Origin of the sequence: Streptomyces sp. NPDC127092 (genome assembly GCF_042722475.1) — a bacterium.
Lineage (GTDB): Bacteria > Actinomycetota > Actinomycetes > Streptomycetales > Streptomycetaceae > Streptomyces.
The window spans coordinates 1-615 of record NZ_JBHXFE010000241.1; the positions used below are offsets into that span (position 1 = coordinate 1).

1 pseudogene is annotated in these 615 nt (G+C 60.2%); it reads right to left on the minus strand.

Annotated features, from left to right (window positions below):
* Nucleotides 1-354: pseudogene (locus ACFWJO_RS39310) on the minus strand (transposase); the annotation flags it as partial.
* Nucleotides 355-615: the final 261 nt, after the last annotated feature.

The following is a 615-nucleotide window of genomic DNA, read 5'->3' on the forward strand; positions in this document are numbered from 1 at the left end:
CGGGCCGCGTCGGCGATGATCGCGGCGTCTTTCTTGTCGGTTTTCGCTTCGCCGGGGTAGAGGTCGGCGATGCGTCGCATGGCCAGTCCTGGGGAGGTAGCCGACGGCGATGCCCATGTCTTGGGCGACTGCGACGGCGAGTGCGCCGATGGTGGCGGGTTGATCGACGACAAGGATTGTCGGGCCGTGGTGGGTGAGTGTGTCGATGAGTTCGCGGAGGCGGATTTCGTCGTTGGGTAGTGTCCGGTCGAATAGAATGGTGCCGGTGCGGGATACGGCGACGGCGTGGTGTTGTCCCTTGCCTACGTCGACGCCGAGGAAGACTTCGATTTGTTCGTGTGTCGGGACTGTCATCGCATCCTCTCGTGGGAAAGAGATGTGGTGCACTGCTGGGTATGGCGAGTGAGTCTCGGCATCCACGTTACGACGGCCTGTATGTGCGGGTCCGGCCCCTATCAGCGATCACTCATCGCCTGTCCACCTCGGTGACATCACAAAATTGATCATTGTGCGACAGGTTGACGTAGTCATGCCGAGGTGTCCAGTTCAGTGGTCGGAAGCAGGTTGTTTCCGACTACGAAAAGGGTAACGGGTTGACATCGCGCGATAGGTAGG